The following is a 16,518-nucleotide window of genomic DNA, read 5'->3' on the forward strand; positions in this document are numbered from 1 at the left end:
CTTCGCAGGGCGGGCAACCGTGAGCGAAAGACTTCGCGCACACGACCGGTGTGATCGGCGTACGGCAAAATCGTGTGGTCCTGGCGCCCGGGGTCTGTGCGCCAAGTCTTGTGGTGATGTGTGCTGTCCAACCGGACCGCGCGCATCAGTCATCGGCAAGGCGACGGGGGCAATAGTGCATCGCTCCCCGGGGAGAGCGCGACATAAGTCGTCAAACCGCTGCGCAGGGAAAGGCCGGATGTTTTGGCTTCACCTGTATGCCGCTGTGCAGATTTTCGTACCACAACTTCGCACAGTGGACCGTGGGTGCCAGCCGGCACCCGGCCTTCCCTGCGCCCTCTTTCATTCGAGGGTGACGCGACGAAGCAAAGCTCGGGCGAATTGCGCCGCGAGAATGCGAAGGTGTGTCCGCGGGGTCGTAGGATGGGTAGAGCACTTGCGAAACCCATCATGCTTCCGCGCAAACAAAAGCGTGATGGGTTTCGCTCCCGCTCTACCCATCCTACGAACTGCCGCTGAAATTTCGATCTCGTGCCGGGACGCTGCGCATTTGCACAACCGTCATAGTCTCTAATGTCCACTAACCAATGCCCGACTTAAAACCGTCACAATGACCCAATGGAACCCGCGCCCGCGCGCTCTTTACACGGCATTAAGCGCGGCTGCATTGGATGCGGCGGGAAAGTGCGTTGGGGACTGCCATGAGTGCCGTGAAGAAAGTGCCGGGAAAACCGGCCACCGAAATGTTTGACGACATCCCGGTGCTTCAGCGCAAATGGCGAGCCGCGTTGAAGCCGGGCGACCGGCTGCCGCGCTATGAGGACGTGATGCTTGGCAGCCTTGGACGGCTCGCCGACCACATCGCGCTGCTGAAGAACGATGGTGCGCTCGAGCTGTCGCGCAGCGGGCGTTACGTGCAGAAATGGCTCGGCGAGGAGCGCTGGGACATTCCCGTCTCCGAGCTCTCGCCCGATTGCGCCACGGCACTGTCGGAAGCGGTGGCGAGCGCGCTCCAGACCGGACGGCCGCACCAGGCGAGCGCGCATTGCGTGCGCGACGGCATGGTCAGGACCTACGATGTGCTGGCGCTGCCGACAGCCTCGCGCTGGGGCGCCACGCTGGTCGGCGCCTATATCAACGAACGCGGCGCGCAATACAATCTCCTGGACGCGATCTTCGCTTCGACCGACGACGCTGTGGTCTCGCTGGCGACGCTGCGCGACGCCGGTGGCAAGCCGTTCGATCTCCAGATCGTGCACCACAACAAGAGTGCGGGGCTGCTGCTGAAGGCGGAAGGCGCGGGCCTGTTGTGGCGCCGGATCGGCGAGGGAGACACGCTGCTGGCCTCGCTTGAGGTCATGGAATTCCTGCTCAAGGCCGTCGCCGGCGGTCGCGGCGAGCAGCTCGAGATCGAGAGCGACGGTCGGCATCTCCGGCTCAGCGCCACCGCGTTTGCCGATGTGGTCTCGCTGACGATCTCGGACGTCACCGTGTTGAAGCGGCGCGACGCCTCGTTCCGCCTGCTGTTCGACAACAACCCGATGCCGATGTGGGTGTTCGACGCCGAGACCAGGCAGTTTCTCAGCGTCAACGATGCCGCGGTCCAGCATTACGGCTACAGCCGCGCCACCTTCCTGCGCATGACGCTGCACGAGATCTGGCCGCAGGACGAGTGGGACAGCCATGCCGAGGCGCTCGAACGCGTTGGCGACACCTATCACTCCTCGCGCAACTGGCGGCATCTGCGCGCCGACGGCAGCGAGATCGAGGTGCTCACCTTCGGCCGCCGCGTCGCCTTCGACGACCGCGACGGCTATCTGGTCGCAGTTGTCGACATCACCGAGCGGCGCAAGGCCGAGGCGCGGATCGCCCACATGGCGCACCATGACGGGCTCACCGATCTGCCAAATCGCGAATATTTCCAGGAGCGCCTGAAGCAGGCGCTCGACCAGGCCGCTGGAAAACGGGTCGGCGTGCTCTACATCGATCTCGACCTGTTCAAGAACATCAACGATTCCTTCGGCCATCCGGCGGGCGACCGCCTGCTGAAGCAAGTTGCCGAACGTCTGACCATTGCGGTCCGCGGCGCCAATCTCGCGGCCCGGCTCGGCGGCGACGAGTTCGCGGTGATCCTGGCAGCCGACGTCTCGCCCAACGAGGCCAGCGCCTGCGCGAGCTTGCTGATCGACATGCTGAAGGCGCCCTATGAGATCGATGGGCAGGAGATGGTGATCGGCGCCAGCATCGGCATCGCGCTGTCGCCGGGCGACGGCACGACGTCGGAAGAGTTGATGCGCAACGCCGACATGGCGCTGTACCGGGCAAAGTCCGACGGTGGCGGCGTGCATCGTTTCTTCGAGCGCGAGATGGATCTGCAGGCGCAGAAGCGCCGCGGCATGGAGCTGGATCTGCGCCGCGCGTTCGCCAATGGCGAGTTCGAGCTGCACTACCAGCCGCTGGTGTCGATTGCCTCCGACCGCATCACCGGCTTCGAATCGCTGCTGCGCTGGCATCACCCCGACAAGGGCATGATCTCGCCGGCGGAATTCATTCCGGTCGCCGAGGACATCGGCCTGATCACCCAGCTCGGCGAGTGGGTGCTGCGCGAGGCCTGCGCCGAAGCCGTGAAATGGCCTGTCGACGTCAAGGTCGCGGTCAATCTGTCGCCGGCGCAATTCCGAAGCCGCAATCTGGTTCAGGTCGTGATCTCGGCGCTGGCGCAGTCCGGCCTGTCGCCGAAGCGGCTCGAGCTCGAGATCACCGAGTCGATTTTCCTGGCCGAGACCGACGCCAACCTCGCCATTCTGCATCAATTGCGCGAGCTCGGCGTCAGCATCTCGATGGATGATTTCGGCACCGGCTATTCCAGCCTCAGCTACTTGCGCAGCTTTCCCTTCGACAAGATCAAGATCGACCGCTCCTTCGTCAAGGATCTGGCGCTGCGGCCCGATTGCGACGCGATCGTGCGCGCGATCTCCGGCCTCGGCCGCAGTCTCAACATCACCACGACCGCAGAAGGCGTCGAAACGGAGGATCAGCTCGATTGGCTGCGCGCCGAAGGCTGCAATGAGGTGCAGGGCTTTCTGTTCAGCGCGGCGCGGCCCGCCGCCGAGATCGCAAAGCTGCTCGCCGATTTCGGCCAGCGCGCCTCACGGGCGGCGTAGCTCGGGCGGATAGCAGTCGTAGACCAGCGCTTTGAAGGCGGGGGTGATGCGGCTGCGCTCGTTCTGGGTCTGCTGCATCAGCAGGTAGACCATGTCGAGCTTGGGATCGACGCCGAAATAGGTGCCGCTGCCACTGTCCCATTTCAACTCGCCGAGCGAGCCCGGCGGCGGTGGTTTCGCGTTGCCGGGATCGGTGCGCACACCAATGCCGTAGCCATAGCCGAAGCCGTCGCCGGGGAAATAGAAGTAATCGCGCCCCACACCCGAGCCGGGGCCGACGTGGTCGGTCGTCATCGCCCTGAAGGCCGCCGGGCTCAGATAGCGCTTGCCCTCGAACTCGCCACCGTTGAGGAGCATCTGCGAAAAGCGCTGATAGTCGGTGATGGTCGAGAGCAGCCCGCCGCCGCCGGATTCCCATTCGGGATGGGCGAGACGGTCGCGCTCGCCGGCGAGCAGGACCGGGTCGTTCGGCAGCGGCCGCGCCATCCGCGCACGCTCTTCCGGGGTCTTCAGCACGAATTTCGTGCTGCTCATGCCGAGCGGATCGAGAATGCGTTGCTTGAGGAATTCGTACAGCGTCTGTCCCGAGATGATCTCGATCACGGCGCCGAGCACGTCGGTGGAATGGCCGTAGCGCCACAATGTCCCGGGCTGACGCGTCAGCGGCAACTCGGCGATGCGGTCGGCGAATTGTCTGTTGTTGAACGGGCCGTCGAAAATATTGGCGGCCGAGTAAACCTCCATCACCCATGGGGCGCCGATATAATCGTAGCTGATGCCCGAGGTGTGCCGCAGCAGATCCTCGATGTTGACGGGGCGGACCGGCGGCTCGAGCTCGACCGTCGTTGGGCCGCCGGGCTTGGTGGTCTCGATGCCCACCTTGGTGCCGGCAAAGAGCGGGATGTATTTCGAAACGGGGTCGGTGAGCGCGAGCTTGCCCTCGTCGATCAGCATCATCGCGCTAAGGCACGTGACCGGCTTGGTCATCGAGTGGATGGCGAAGATCGTATCGGGCGCCATCGCGAGGCCCGTCCTGGTGTCGCGCGCGCCAAACGTCTTCAGATAGACCGGTTGGCCGTGCTGCTGAATCAGGACCACGGCGCCCGGCAGCCGGCCGCTCGTCACCTCGTCGGTGAAATACGCGGTGATGCGATCGAGCCCACCCGGCGACGGGGCAGGGATGTCGGCGGCGCGGCTTCGCGCGATCGTGCCGGCCAGCAGCGCGGCTCCGACCAGAAATTCACGGCGCTTCATCCGGGCTTCCTCCCTGGCCGGGAACAAAGCCGCAAGACGTCCGAGGCGTCAACAAGACTTCGATTAAAATCGCGTCACGATGTCAGACAGCACCGGTCGCGGGCGGTCCTCGCTGGGTCTGGTCGGCGTGCCGATATGGACGAAGCCGGCCAGCTTCTCGTCCGGCTTGAGGCCGAGGCCATCGAGCACGTCGCGATCGAACGAGAACCAGCCGGTCAGCCAGCAGGCGCCGTAACCGAGCGCGGTCGCGGCCGTGACGATGTTCATGACGCTGGCGCCCGCCGACAATTCCTGCTCGAAGGCCGGCACCTTGGGGTGCGGCTTGGTGAAGCTGACGATGCCGATCACCAGCGGCGCATCGGTGAGACGCTTGCGCTCGGTCTCGACATCGGCCGCCGGAGCGCCCGGGTTCTTGCGGGCAAACACCTTCGCGATCACCTCGCCGGCGCGCTGACGCGCTTCGCCTTCGAAGATGATGAAGCGCCAGGGCGCAAGCTTGCCATGGTCGGGCACGCGCGCGCCGATGGTGAGGATGGTCTCGAGCTCGGCCGGGGAGGGGCCAGGGCCGGACATCTCGCGCGGCTTGACCGAGCGGCGGGTCTTCAGGAGTTCGATGGCGTCGGGCACGGGGAATTCCTTGTGAGCTATTGTCCTGTCGGAGATAGGGCTGGCCGAAGGTGATTGAAAGGGATTTTAGAGGGATTATGAGGACCGGTCCTGCGCCTGTCGGAAAGTTTGGTCCCAGGTTGGGACTATGTTAAGATGGCTTGAATGAGGATCATAGCGCTGAGCACTGTCAAAGCGTTTCTCAATCGGGGCGGCGATGTTTCCGATGCCCGTGAGCCCTTGATGGCCTGGTTCCGGCAGGTGAAGCGGGCTGATTGGGCGAGGCCCGCTGATGTCAAAAGAGACGTCCGCAGCGCCAGCATCCTCAGGGACGGTCGTGTCGTCTTCAATGTCGCCGGCAACAAATATCGCGTCGTGGTCTGGATCAACTATCCATACCGTGTGGTCTATATTCGCTTTGTCGGGACGCATCGGCAATACGACGTGATCGATGCGCAAACCGTTTAGAAGGTCGATGATGGAAATCGCGCCAATCAAGTCCAACCGTGACTATCGCCGCGTTCTCAAGGAGATCGAGACATTGATGAGCGCACGGCGTAACTCGCCTGAGGGCGATCGGCTAGACGTGCTCGTGACGCTGGTGGAGGCGTGGGAACGGAAGCACTACCGGCTGGATCTTCCGGACCCGGTCGAGGCGATCAAATATCATATGGAGCAGAGCGGCTTGCAGCCGAAGGACTTGATTCCCTTTATCGGCAGCCGCAACCGGGTTCACGAAGTGCTCAACGGTCGGCGCGAACTGACGCTGAGCATGATCAGACGGCTGCATGAGGGACTCGGCATTCCCGCCGAATCCCTCATCAAAATCGGGGCGGATAAGGCCGCCTGAACGTCCGTCAGACCGCATCACGAGCCCGCCGGACATCCGGCGGAGTCGCTTCATCGACGAGGGCGGCGAGCGCCTCCACCGTCGTCATCACCTTCTGGCCGTCGCTGCCGAGGCGGCGGACGGAGACCGACTGCGTCTCGGCCTCCTTCTTGCCGCATACGAGCAGCGCGGGGATCTTGGCCAGCGAATGCTCGCGGACCTTGTAGTTGATCTTCTCGTTGCGCAGGTCGATCTCGGCCCGGAGCCCCGCGCGCCGGACCTGCTCCAGCACCTGCTTGGCATATTCGTCGGCCTCCGACGTGATGGTGGTGACCACCACCTGCACCGGCGACAGCCAGAGCGGGAAGTTGCCGGCATAGTGCTCGATCAGGATGCCGATGAAACGCTCCATCGACCCGCAGATCGCGCGATGCACCATCACCGGCGGCTTCTTGCCGCTGTCATGGTCGATGTAGAACGCGCCGAACCGTTCCGGCAGGTTGAAGTCGACCTGCGTGGTGCCGCACTGCCAGTCGCGGCCGATGGCATCGCGCAGCACATATTCGAATTTCGGCCCGTAGAAGGCGCCTTCGCCGGGATTGATCTCGGTCTTGATGTGACTGTTCTGAGCCTGGATCTGGCTCAGCACAGTGGCCATCACGCGCTCGGCGTGATCCCACATCGCATCGGTGCCGACGCGTTTCTCCGGCCGGGTCGACAGCTTCACGGTGAGATCGCCGGTGAAGCCGAAATCGGCATAGGTCGACAGGATCAGCTCGTTGATCTTCAGGCATTCGTCGGCGAGCTGGTCCTCCATGCAGAAGATGTGCGCGTCGTCCTGGGTAAAGCCGCGCACGCGCATCAGGCCGTGCATGGCGCCTGATGGCTCGTAGCGATGCACCACGCCGAACTCGGCGAGGCGCAGCGGCAGGTCGCGGTAGCTCTTCAGGCCATGCTTGAAGATCTGCACGTGACCGGGGCAGTTCATCGGCTTGAGCGCAAACCAGCGCTTGTCCTCGGCTTCGTCGCCGGCCGACTGCGCCGCGAACATGTTCTCGCGATACCAGCCCCAATGTCCGGAGGTTTCCCACAGCGACTTGTCGAGGATCTGCGGCGCGTTGACCTCGCTGTAATCGCCGCTCAGGCGTCGCCGCATATAGGCGATGAGCTGCTGGAAGATGGTCCAGCCCTTGGCGTGCCAGAACACGACGCCCGGACCTTCCTCCTGGAAGTGGAAGAGGTCGAGCTCGCGCCCGAGCTTGCGATGATCGCGCTTTTCGGCTTCCTCGATCTGCTTGAGATAAGCATCGAGGTCCTCCTGCTTGGCGAAGGCCGTGCCGTAGATGCGGGTCAGCATCGGGTTGTTGCTGTCGCCGCGCCAATAGGCGCCGGCCACCTTCATCAGCTTGAAGGCATTGCCGACCTTGCCGGTCGAGGTCATGTGCGGGCCGCGGCAGAGATCGAACCAGTCACCCTGGTAGTAGATCTTGATCGGCTCGTTGCCGGGAATGGCGTCGACCAGCTCGACCTTGAACGCCTCGCCCTTGTCGCGGAACACCTGCTTGGTCTTCTCGCGGTCCCAGACTTCCTTCGTGAAAGGCTTGTCGCGCGCGATGAGCTCGCGCATCTTCTTCTCGATCGCGGCAAAGTCTTCCGGGGTGAACGGCTCATTGCGGAAGAAATCGTAGTAGAAGCCGTTCTCGATCACGGGACCGATGGTGACCTGGGTGCCCGGCCACAGCGATTGCACGGCTTCGGCCAGCACGTGGGCGCAGTCGTGGCGGATCAGCTCGAGCGCGCGCGGATCGTCGCGGTTGATCAGCTCGAGCTTGGCATCGGCTTCGATGGGGTCGTCGAGGTCGGCGACCACGCCGTCCAGCGCCATCGCGACCGTGCGCTTGGCCAGCGACGGCGAGATGCCCTTGGCGATCTCGAGGCCGGTGATGCTCTTGGGGTATTCGCGCCGGGCGCCGTCAGGAAAGGTGAGGGTGATTTTTTCCGGAGTGGTCGCAGGCTTCAGATTGCTGAGGCTGTATTGGAAGCCGGATTCGGACTTGCGGTCGTCGGTCATTGCTTTTCTCCTGAGGCTCACTCCTGCGAACGAGCGCAGGTAAGCGGGAACGAGCGATATATCAGGCGATTCGGCCTGCGCAATCGGGCATTTCCAAGAAAGTGGCGCGCAAAAGCCGCGACGCGGCACGAACTATTCCGGGCAACGCCCTTTAACTCGTGGCAAGTGGGCTCTACATGCGCTTGCATGGAAAATGCACGCGCAGGCCGTTTCGCGCCAACCGCCTTGATGCTCGGCAATCTCGTCACCGGCTGCTCGGTGCTGGCCCCGGCGGGCATGCTGCCGGAATTGGCGACGGGGCTCGACGTCAGCATTCACGCGGCCGCGCTCCTGATCACCTTCGGCGCCATCACCCTGTGCATCGGCTCGCCGCTGACGGCCTGGCTGACCAGCAGTATCGAGCGCCGCACGCTGCTGACCACCACGCTGGCGGTGCTCGCTCTTGGCGATCTCGCCTCGGCCTTTGCGCCCGGCTATGCGAGCCTCCTCTTCATCCGTCTGGTGATGCTCGCGGTCGGCGCGCTCTACACGCCTCAGGCCGCCGGCACGGCGGCGCTGATCGTGCCGGCCGAGCGACGCGGCAGCACGATCGCCTATATCTTTCTCGGCTGGTCGCTCGCTGCGGCCGTCGGCCTGCCGCTGATCACCTTCATCGCCAGCCGCTATGGCTGGCGCGCGGCCTATGGCGCCATCGGCGTGCTCGGCTGTGTCAGCTTCCTGTTGTTGCTGATGCGGCTGCCGACGGGCTTGAAAGGCACGCAGGTGGACCTGAAGACCTGGAGCGCGGTTGGCCGCAGCAGGGCTATCCTGCTGCTGCTCGCGATCACGATGCTGCAAATGTCCGGGCAGTTCATGGTGTTCACCTTCATGGGCCCGCTGCTGAAGAAGCTGACCGGCGCAGGTCCCGATGCGATCGGCATGGTGTTCGCTCTCTATGGCGTCTGCGGCTTCCTCGGCGTTGTCATCGCAACCCGCATCGTCGACACCTCGGGACCGTATCGCACCTCGCTGCTGTTCACCTGTCTGCTGCTGGCAGGGATGACGGGCTGGGCGCTCGGCGCCGGCACCCTCGTGTTGATGGCGGGTGCCGTCGCGATCTGGGGACTGGGCTTTGCCTCGACCAATTCGATGCAGCAGGTGCGGCTGGTCGCGGCCGCGCCACAACTTGCATCGGCGACCGTCGCCCTCAACACCTCCGTCCTCTATATCGGCCAGGCGGTCGGCTCCGCGATCGGCGGATTGCTGTTTGCCCGAGAGCTCCTGCATACGCTCGGCTTCGTCGCGGTCGGTTTCGTCGTGCTGGCGCTGATCCTGGTGGTCCTGACCCGGCCCCGGCCGGCAACTGCCGTCCCGGCCTGAGAGGAAGCGTTTTCCTGAGCGCAAGGCGCTTGGCAAACCGCGCGCCGGAGCGCTAGAAGGCGAGGCATGGGGACCAAAGAGAGTTGACTGAGATGAGGATGATTCTGGCGGTTGTCGCGGTGCTCTATTCAGCCTCCGCGTTTGCACAAGCCGACAAGCCACCACCGATGGTCGGGGACAAGCCGTTGGTGCAGGTCAAGCCCAAGGGGACCAAGGAGGGGACTAAAGCCGGTACCAAAGAGGCAGCGGCCAAGCCGGCCGCGGCGCCGAAAGGCAAGCCACAATCGATCGCGGCGCGGCTCCAGGCCTGCCTCGACCTCGATGACGGCACCAAGGACCGGCTCAATTGCTACGACGCCGTGATCGCGCCGACGCCGAAGCCGAAGCCGGCGAAGGCCAAGGGCTACGCCGATTGCCGTTTCTTCAAGGAAGAGGACGAGCGGCTGGCCTGCTTCAACGGCTTCGCCGAGAGCATTCCGAAGCTGCCCAAGAGCTGAGATCGCGACCTAAGCTCTAAAAGCCGGACGGGCTAGTCGCTGATCCGGCTCAGCACGGCCCGGAAGGCAACGCCTGGCACTTGCAGCGCGGTGCCTTCGAATTCCGCCGTGTCGCCGTCCTCACGGCCGGCGAGCGTCAGCGTGATCGGTCGAGGCAGGCAGCGCAGCCAAATGCCGGCCAACGCAATATCGGACCTTAGCGGCTTGATGCGGATGAAGCGGTGGCCGCCACGCGCGTCAGCGCGAGCGATGGCGTCGCTGACATCTTCACCAGCACGTCCTTGAGCGGGTCCCGCGTCCAGGCGCGGGTCACGTAGTCGCGATGGGTGATGCCGTCGCCCGTCTCGACGAACACCACGCTGCCGGGACGCAAGGGGCCGTCCATGTCTTCGGAGACGCTGATGCCCTTCTGCCGCAGCATGCTCATCAGCTCGCGGTCGCGTCGGGCGGTGTAGTGGGTGTAGGAGCTCACGAAGAAGCCGGAGCGGTGGCTTTCGATCCAGGACGCGAACTTGTCCATTTCGCCATAGACGGCGTCGAGCAGGACGACGCCGCGGACGCGGTCGCTGATGCCGCCGACCTCGAGGCTCCAGGCCGTCGGCAGGAAGCCGCCGCTATAGCCGACGATCACGATCGGCATGTTGGCGAAGGCGCGCGCGCTGTTGGGATCACCGGTGAGGCGGGCCAGATGGTTGGCCGATTCTTCCATGAAGCGCTTGAGGCCGCCCGCCTGCCAGAATTTTCCGGCGCTGGAATCGGCGGCGTCGACCGCCATCTGCGGTGCCAGCAGGATGGCGTTGGCGCCGGAATCGGTGACCTGCTGCGGCACCAGCTGCCGGTCGCGCACGTCGCGCTCGAGTGTGGCGCCATTGCCGTGGAAGAACACCACGATCACGCCTGGCTTGCGCAGGTCGAAATGCTCCGGCACGTGCATCAGCACGCGGTTGTCGTTGTACGTCTCGTCCTGCCAGAACACGCGCCCGGAATAGCTGCGGTGGCCGCGGCGGTCGCCCTTGGAGATATTGAGGAACGGCGCGTCGGAGGCGGGATTGTTACCGAAATAGGGGAAGGCTGACGACTTCATGCTGACGAGCGTCGTCATGTCTTCGCGCGGCGGACGCTGGTAGGGAGCCTGCGGGGCAAGCGAGGCGACCTTGTAGGGCGCCTGCTCAGGCTGTTGCTGCCCGGCGCGCTTGGGGGAGAAGTCCGACATCTGCCGTTGCAGGAAACCCTCGCTCGCGGACGGGAAGCGCTCCCCGAACTGCGGGGCAGGGAAGCGATCCTCGAACGTGTCGCCGCTTGTGACTTGCCGATTGGTCTTGGCGACGGTCTGATTGACCACCTGCACGTTGGCCTGTGAGTTCGCGGCGAGCGCCGCCGGATCGGGCGCCTTGCCGCATTGAACCAGCGTGAGCAACAGCGGCACCAAAGCCGAGATCAGGGCGAGACGGAGCGCACGACCGCGCAGACCGGACGTCGTCCGATCGGCACGAATGTCAGCTCTCAGTTTCGGAACGGCCCCGACCATCCACCCATGACCCCAAGTCATGACCACAAGCTCATCGGCAATCATTAAGGCAATTGAGCCGACGGGCATTTAGGTGACGTTAAGCGTCCGGAGAAACTTCCCCACATCCGGAACGCTTGAAAAGACCATGCAATCGTGTCGTGATTGTGGGGGAGGGAAGCGGGATTTCCCGGTGCTGACGCAGGTTTATTGCCCAGCACCGTGCATTAAAGGTGCCAAGCTACCTATTCCGCCCGCCTCATTTAACCCTTGTTAACCCTGCTTGAATTGACTGGACCAATCTGCACGATGCTTCCCACGAGGCGTGACGCCTGAGGTTAAGGACCCCGATGACGGCATCAGATGCGGGAACCGCGCCCTGGACTGGCCGGCTGATCGGCGGCGGGTCCGGGGTCTCCGTTCTGGTCGCGACCGCCATCGTCGTTGCCGACATGATCGGGGTCGGTGTCTTCACCAGCCTTGGCTTCCAGGTCAAGGACATCCCGTCCGGCTTCTCCATCCTCTTGCTGTGGACCATCGGCGGCATCGTCGCGCTGTGCGGGGTGTTCTCCTATAGCGAGTTAGGGGCGATGTTTCCGCGCTCCAGCGGCGAGTACAATTTCCTCAGTCGTGCCTATCATCCCGCCTTCGGCTTTCTCGCCGGCTGGGTGTCGGCGACGGTTGGTTTTGCAGCACCCGTCGCGCTCGCCGCGATGGCCTTCGGCGAATACGCCAAATCGGTCGTCCCCGATCTGCCTCCGATCCCGCTTGCCATCGCCGTGGTGTGGCTGGTCTCGCTCGTGCAACTGACCGGCGTCAGGCACTCCTCGACCTTCCAGTTGATCTCGACCATCCTGAAGGTCGTGCTGATCGTCGCCTTTCTGGTCGCCGGCTTCATCGTCGGCATGCCGCAAAAGGTCGCCTTCACGCCGCAGGCGGCCGATCTCGCGCATATCGTCAGCGCCCCCTTCGCGATCGGGCTGGTGTTCGTGATGTACTCGTTTTCGGGCTGGAATGCCGCGACCTACATCATCGGCGAGATGAACACGCCGCAGCAGAGCCTGCCGCGCGCGCTGCTTACGGGCACGCTGATCGTGCTGGTGCTGTACGTCGCGCTGAACGCGGTGTTTCTCTACTCGACCCCGGTCAGCGCGCTCGCCGGCCAGCTCGACGTCGCCAGCGTCGCCGGCAGCGCCATCTTCGGCAAGCTTGGCGGCCGGATCGTCGGCGCGATGATCTGCGTCGGCCTGATCTCCTCGATCAGCGCCATGATGTGGATCGGTCCGCGCGTGATGATGACGATGGGGGAGGACATTCCGGCCCTGCGCGTGTTCTCGCGCAAGTCGACGAGCGGCGCGCCGGCCTACGCCATCCTGTTTCAGCTCGCGGTCGCCAATCTGCTGCTGTTCACTCGCAGTTTCGAGGCGGTGCTCGACTTCATCCAGTTTGCGCTCTTGTTCTGCTCGTTCTTCACGGTCGCCGGCGTCATCAAGCTGCGCATCACCGATCCCGATCTGCCGCGGCCCTATCGCGCCTGGGGATACCCGTTCACGCCGCTCGTTTTCCTGCTCGTGACCGCGTTCATGATGTATTATTTGTTGACCGAGCGGCCCGTGCAGTCGCTGTCGGGGATGCTCGTCATGCTCTCGGGCCTGTTGATTTATGCTGTTTTCCGCAGGCGGCCGGTCGCCGCTGGCAATTCATCACATCGCGAATAGACATGTTTCGACCCATGAGAATTGCGGCCGTCGCTCTTGCCCTGCTGGCTGCGGCCATCTCGGCGGCGCGTGCCGCCGACGTCACTTTCGACGATACCGCGCGCTTCCTTGCGGGCATGCAGCCTTCGGCGGATTCGCCGCTGACGCCGCTGACAAAGGACCCCGGCTGGCAGCGCCACGCAAAATTCTTCGACGGCGCCTTCGCCCAGCTCGAGCAGCGGCAGCTTTCGAAGATCCGCAGTTGGGCCGACGTCAATCTGGCGGCGCCCAGGCCGACCATGTTCTATTTGTTCAGCGGCCCCGACTTCCTCTACGCCAATGCCTTTTATTCCAAGGCCAGCACCTACGTGCTCGGCGCGCTGGAGCCGGTCGGCGCCGTACCCGACCTGACACGGCTGCCGCGCGGTTCGGTCGGCGCCGCGCTCTACAATGTCGAGCGATCGCTCGGTTCGATCCTGAGTTTTTCCTTCTTCATCACCAAGCAAATGAAGGTCGACCTGCACACCAACCAGGTCAACGGCACCTTGCCGATCCTCTACGTCTTCCTCGTCCGCTCCGGCAAGATCATCCGCAATGTCGAGATGGTCGCACTCGACGACAAGGGCGGAATACATGTCGGCAACGACAATCCGGGACCGAACGCGACGCGTGGCACCCGCATCACCTTCGCCGGCAGCGACGGCGAAGCGCGCACGCTGTATTATTTCTCGACCGATCTCTCCAATTCAGGTGCGCGCGCGGCCGGATTCCTGAAGTTCTGCGAGACGCTCGGCCCCGGCAACAGCTTGATCAAGAGTGCGTCCTATCTCTTGCACTCCGGCAACTTCACCGTCGCGCGCGACTGGTTGCTCGCCAACAGCGCGACCATCGTTCAGGACGATTCCGGCATTCCGCTTGCGAACTACAATGCGCGGCAATGGCGGTTCTTCCCGTTCGGCCGCTATCTCGGGCCGATCGGTGAATTCCCCGGCCGCTATCAGGAGCGCTACGCCGCTCTGTTCACGCGCGCCCAGCCGATCGATTTCGGTGTCGGCTATCGCTGGCGGATGCACGAGTCGAACGTGCTGCTGTCGGTGAAGGTGCCGGGGACCGAGACGGCGCCGGTTGCGGAGACCACGTCGTCGGCCGAGCCGCCGCCAAAACCGCCGCGTCCGAAGCGGCCACGTCCGCCTGACCCGCCACCGCCCGGACGCTTTTTCTGGTCCCGCTAGGCCAAGGACTGAAGTCCGGCGTCACACCGGGCTCTGGGCCACAACCACCAGCACCTCGGCCTTCTGCCGGCCGAGGCTCCTGACCTCATGCGGGGTCTCACCTGAAAAATAAAGGCAGTCGCCCTTGCCAAGCGTCAGCTCCTCGCCGTCGAGCTTGATCGCGATCTTGCCGTTGATGACGAACAGCAACTCCTCGCCCGCGTGCGAGGCGCGCGTCGCCGCCTTGTGCGGCGGGCTCAGGAGGAAGGGCTCCATCATCTTGCGGGTGCGGCCGGTTGCCAGCGGCACCACGCCAAAGGTGTCCTGAAACAGCGGGACATTGCCGCCTTCGCGGCGAAACAGCGTGTAGCGCGGCGCGGGCTCGGCGTTCGGATCGAAGAAGTTCGCAACATTGACCTCGAGGGCCGCGGCCATCCGCAGCAGGGCGGCGAGCGAGGGGATCTTGAGGTTGCGCTCAACCAGCGAGATGTAGCCGCGCGTGAGGTCGCTCTGCCTGGCGAGTTGGTCCAGCGTCAGGCCCTTGGCAATCCGCGCCTGACGGATATTGGCTCCGACCGCGGTCGCTTTGCTGACGTCAAGCACGCATGAGTCTCCCGAACTGCTGATGCCCCTTGTGCAACAGATGCAGCCCGACTGCCAGTCCGGCGGGCGCGGGGTCCGTTCCGGCCGCTCTCAAATGTATTCTAAAGGAAAACTAGTGCGCAAAAATTTCGAGCAGAGCCGCAGATATTGTAAGCAGATGTGCTGGTATATCGATTAAAATAGCGGAAATATAGGGCATTTACAGCGTAATGCCGCGATCGGGGGCATTTGCCGCGTTCCGCGGCGTTGATTTCTGTTGGTAAACATGATCGATTTTTACCGTCGCGGCTGCCGATGGGCGCCACGGCCGGAACCAACTGCTTTTCCCAGGCGCCGGTACCTTTTGGAGAGATCGATGACCGTAGCGGACGACGTAGCCCTGAACGTAACGCCGGATGAAACGGCGAGCTTGCGACGGATCGTGTGGTCCAGTGTGATCGGCACCGCGGTCGAATGGTATGACTTCCTCATCTACGGCACGGCGACCGCGCTGGTGTTTAACAAGGTCTTCTTCGCCGCCGGCAATCCCACGCTCGCCACGATCGCCGCGTTCGGCACCTATGCAGTCGGATTTCTGGCGCGGCCGCTCGGCGCTGCGATCTTCGGTCATTACGGCGATCGGGTCGGCCGCAAGGCAATGCTTGCAATCACGATCATGGTGATGGGCATCGGCACCTTCCTGATCGGCCTGCTTCCGACCTACCAGCAGATCGGCATCGCCGCGCCTCTGCTGCTGATCGGCCTGCGCTTCCTCCAGGGCATCGGCCTCGGTGGCGAATGGGGCGGCGCGGTGCTGATGGTGGTGGAGAACTGTCCGACCCACCGCCGCGGCCTGCTCGGCAGCATGGTGCAGGTCGGCAATCCCATCGGCAATCTCGCCGCGATCGGCATGTTTGCGCTGGTGGCGAGCCTGCCGGAAAGCGACTTCATGGCCTATGGCTGGCGCATTCCCTTCCTGCTCTCCGTCCTCCTCGTCGGTGTCGGCCTCTACATCCGTCTCAACATGGAGGAGACCGCGGCCTTCCGTCAGGTCCAGGCCAAGAAGGACGTTGCGAAGCTGCCGCTGGTCGAGATCTTCAGACACCACCGCAGGCCGTTCTTCACCGCGGTCGGGCTCAAGATCTCCGAGATCGCCTATGCCAGCATCGGCGGGGTGTTCGTGATGTCCTACGCCACGGCCAATCTCGGCCTTTCGCGCACCGTGGTGCTGAACGGTGCCTTCGCCGCCTCGCTGGTTGCGCTGGTCGCCATTCCCTTGTTCGGCTGGCTGTCCGACATCGTCGGCCGCAAGCCGATGTTCTACGCGAGCTGCCTGTTCTCGGCGCTGTTTGCCTTCCCGCTGTTCTGGCTGCTCGACAGCCGCGATCCCACCATCGTCATCTGCACCATCGTGGTCGCGATCACCTTCGGCCAGATGGTGATGTTCGGCATCGGCGCGCCCTGGTACTCCGAGCTGTTCTCCGCACGGCTGCGCTATAGCGGTGCCTCGCTCGGGTTTCAGGTCGGTGCGGCGATCAGCGGCGGGTTGACGCCGCTGATCGCGGCGTCTCTGATGGCCTGGAGCGGCGGTGCCACCTGGCCGGTCTCGCTGCTGCTGATCGCCTGCGCTGCCGTCACCGCGACCGCGACCAGTTTCGCGCCGGAGATGGCGAACAAGGAACTGACCTGATGCCGCGGCGCGCCGCTGCTGGCGGCGCGCCCTCGCTTCTCAAGGGGAATT

The 16,518-nt window shown here is 64.0% G+C and carries 14 protein-coding genes; 8 read left to right on the forward strand and 6 right to left on the reverse strand.

Translation table 11 applies throughout. From position 1 onward, the window contains the following. Nucleotides 1-701 precede the first annotated feature (701 nt). Nucleotides 702-3,164: an EAL domain-containing protein gene (locus IVB31_RS21985; RefSeq protein WP_247327194.1), complete on the forward strand. Its 2,463-nt coding sequence runs from the start codon at nucleotides 702-704 to the stop codon at nucleotides 3,162-3,164. Here the strand turns inward: IVB31_RS21985 and IVB31_RS21990 are convergent. Together IVB31_RS21990 and IVB31_RS21995 are read right to left on the reverse strand one after the other, a co-directional pair. Next, nucleotides 3,150-4,418 (reverse strand): serine hydrolase domain-containing protein, encoded by a 1,269-nt coding sequence (locus IVB31_RS21990; protein ID WP_247327205.1) that lies wholly within the window; start codon nucleotides 4,416-4,418, stop codon nucleotides 3,150-3,152. The two genes, IVB31_RS21985 and IVB31_RS21990, sit on opposite strands and share 15 nt — an antisense overlap. A 63-nt stretch (nucleotides 4,419-4,481) precedes the next feature. After that, nucleotides 4,482-5,045, reverse strand: a complete 564-nt coding sequence (locus tag IVB31_RS21995; protein WP_247327209.1) for a nitroreductase — start codon at nucleotides 5,043-5,045, stop codon at nucleotides 4,482-4,484. A gap of 144 nt (nucleotides 5,046-5,189) precedes the next feature. Here IVB31_RS21995 and IVB31_RS22000 point away from each other — a divergent pair, with 144 nt between their 5' ends. Further along, a complete protein-coding gene (locus IVB31_RS22000) occupies nucleotides 5,190-5,492 on the forward strand; it encodes a type II toxin-antitoxin system HigB family toxin (RefSeq protein ID WP_247327212.1) in 303 nt (100 codons plus the stop codon). Between the two features lie 10 nt (nucleotides 5,493-5,502). Beyond that, nucleotides 5,503-5,874, forward strand: a complete 372-nt coding sequence (locus IVB31_RS22005) for a transcriptional regulator (protein WP_247327688.1) — start codon at nucleotides 5,503-5,505, stop codon at nucleotides 5,872-5,874. Nucleotides 5,875-5,881: 7 nt separating this feature from the next. On the opposite strand, the gene thrS is transcribed toward IVB31_RS22005, so the two are convergent. Continuing rightward, the gene (gene thrS / locus IVB31_RS22010; protein WP_247327218.1) at nucleotides 5,882-7,924 is read right to left on the reverse strand and encodes a threonine--tRNA ligase; all 2,043 of its coding nucleotides are present in this window, start codon (nucleotides 7,922-7,924) and stop codon (nucleotides 5,882-5,884) included. A gap of 186 nt (nucleotides 7,925-8,110) precedes the next feature. On the opposite strand from thrS, the gene IVB31_RS22015 reads away from it, so the two are divergent. Then, complete coding sequence (locus tag IVB31_RS22015) at nucleotides 8,111-9,283, forward strand: MFS transporter (RefSeq protein ID WP_247327222.1); 1,173 nt, start codon at nucleotides 8,111-8,113, stop codon at nucleotides 9,281-9,283. A 92-nt stretch (nucleotides 9,284-9,375) separates the two neighbouring features. After that, a complete protein-coding gene (locus tag IVB31_RS22020) occupies nucleotides 9,376-9,780 on the forward strand; it encodes a hypothetical protein (RefSeq protein ID WP_247327225.1) in 405 nt (134 codons plus the stop codon). 32 nt (nucleotides 9,781-9,812) lie between these two features. On the opposite strand, the gene IVB31_RS22025 is transcribed toward IVB31_RS22020, so the two are convergent. Next, on the reverse strand, nucleotides 9,813-9,962 hold the full coding sequence (locus IVB31_RS22025; RefSeq protein ID WP_247327229.1) for a hypothetical protein: 150 nt from the start codon (nucleotides 9,960-9,962) through the stop codon (nucleotides 9,813-9,815). A 14-nt stretch (nucleotides 9,963-9,976) separates the two neighbouring features. Continuing rightward, complete coding sequence (locus tag IVB31_RS22030) at nucleotides 9,977-11,308, reverse strand: alpha/beta hydrolase (protein WP_247327692.1); 1,332 nt, start codon at nucleotides 11,306-11,308, stop codon at nucleotides 9,977-9,979. A 329-nt stretch (nucleotides 11,309-11,637) separates the two neighbouring features. Between IVB31_RS22030 and IVB31_RS22035 the strand changes: the two genes are divergently transcribed. Together IVB31_RS22035 and IVB31_RS22040 are read left to right on the forward strand one after the other, a co-directional pair. Beyond that, a complete protein-coding gene (locus IVB31_RS22035; protein WP_247327244.1) occupies nucleotides 11,638-13,005 on the forward strand; it encodes an amino acid permease in 1,368 nt (455 codons plus the stop codon). A gap of 2 nt (nucleotides 13,006-13,007) precedes the next feature. Further along, nucleotides 13,008-14,216, forward strand: a complete 1,209-nt coding sequence (locus IVB31_RS22040) for a hypothetical protein (protein WP_247327250.1) — start codon at nucleotides 13,008-13,010, stop codon at nucleotides 14,214-14,216. Between the two features lie 21 nt (nucleotides 14,217-14,237). Here IVB31_RS22040 and IVB31_RS33670 read toward each other — a convergent pair whose 3' ends face one another. Beyond that, on the reverse strand, nucleotides 14,238-14,798 hold the full coding sequence (locus IVB31_RS33670) for an XRE family transcriptional regulator (protein ID WP_247327252.1): 561 nt from the start codon (nucleotides 14,796-14,798) through the stop codon (nucleotides 14,238-14,240). Nucleotides 14,799-15,153: 355 nt separating this feature from the next. Here IVB31_RS33670 and IVB31_RS22050 point away from each other — a divergent pair, with 355 nt between their 5' ends. Beyond that, complete coding sequence (locus tag IVB31_RS22050) at nucleotides 15,154-16,467, forward strand: MFS transporter (protein ID WP_247327256.1); 1,314 nt, start codon at nucleotides 15,154-15,156, stop codon at nucleotides 16,465-16,467. Nucleotides 16,468-16,518 lie beyond the last annotated feature (51 nt).

The organism is Bradyrhizobium sp. 21, from assembly GCF_023073335.1.
Classification (GTDB): Bacteria; Pseudomonadota; Alphaproteobacteria; order Rhizobiales; family Xanthobacteraceae; genus Bradyrhizobium.

Bases quoted from the DNA above. Each gene is read 5' to 3' on its own strand.
- IVB31_RS21985 (WP_247327194.1), top strand. From the start codon at position 702: ATGAGTGCCGTGAAGAAAGTGCCGGGAAAACCGGCCACCGAAATGTTT.
- IVB31_RS21990 (WP_247327205.1), bottom strand. From the start codon at position 4,418: ATGAAGCGCCGTGAATTTCTGGTCGGAGCCGCGCTGCTGGCCGGCACG.
- IVB31_RS22000 (WP_247327212.1), top strand. From the start codon at position 5,190: ATGAGGATCATAGCGCTGAGCACTGTCAAAGCGTTTCTCAATCGGGGC.
- IVB31_RS22005 (WP_247327688.1), top strand. From the start codon at position 5,503: ATGGAAATCGCGCCAATCAAGTCCAACCGTGACTATCGCCGCGTTCTC.
- thrS (WP_247327218.1), bottom strand. From the start codon at position 7,924: ATGACCGACGACCGCAAGTCCGAATCCGGCTTCCAATACAGCCTCAGC.
- IVB31_RS22015 (WP_247327222.1), top strand. From the start codon at position 8,111: ATGGAAAATGCACGCGCAGGCCGTTTCGCGCCAACCGCCTTGATGCTC.
- IVB31_RS22020 (WP_247327225.1), top strand. From the start codon at position 9,376: ATGAGGATGATTCTGGCGGTTGTCGCGGTGCTCTATTCAGCCTCCGCG.
- IVB31_RS22030 (WP_247327692.1), bottom strand. From the start codon at position 11,308: ATGGTCGGGGCCGTTCCGAAACTGAGAGCTGACATTCGTGCCGATCGG.
- IVB31_RS22035 (WP_247327244.1), top strand. From the start codon at position 11,638: ATGACGGCATCAGATGCGGGAACCGCGCCCTGGACTGGCCGGCTGATC.
- IVB31_RS22040 (WP_247327250.1), top strand. From the start codon at position 13,008: ATGTTTCGACCCATGAGAATTGCGGCCGTCGCTCTTGCCCTGCTGGCT.
- IVB31_RS22050 (WP_247327256.1), top strand. From the start codon at position 15,154: ATGACCGTAGCGGACGACGTAGCCCTGAACGTAACGCCGGATGAAACG.